At 70.6% G+C, this 357-nt stretch carries 1 protein-coding gene; it reads left to right on the forward strand.

Annotated elements, in window-relative coordinates:
- A partial coding sequence (locus tag QMZ92_RS35965) for an IS110 family transposase (RefSeq protein WP_283302156.1) occupies positions 1-357 on the forward strand: 357 nt, incomplete at both ends.

Here is a 357-nt window from a genome sequence, read left to right on the forward strand (position 1 = left end):
GCGACCTCGGACTACTGGAAGCCCTTCTACTATCTGCTGGCCGACGAGTTGAACGTGATCCTGGTCAACGCGCGGCAGGTCAAGAACCTGCCCGGCCGCAAGACCGACGTCTCGGACGCGGCCTGGCTGGCCCAGCTCGGCGCCCACGGCCTGGTCCGTGCCGCGTTCGTCCCGCCGCAGCCGGTGCGCGAGCTGCGGGATCTGACCCGTGCCCGGCCCCAGATGACCCGCGAGCGCGGCCAGATCGTGCGGCGCCTGGAGAAGCTGCTGGAGGACACCGGGATCAAGCTCTCCGCGGTTGCCGCCGACATCATGGGCGTCTCCGGCCGGGCCATGCTCGAAGCCCTCATCGCCGGG

The organism is Streptomyces sp. HNM0645 (assembly GCF_030056615.1).
Lineage (GTDB): Bacteria > Actinomycetota > Actinomycetes > Streptomycetales > Streptomycetaceae > Streptomyces > Streptomyces marianii.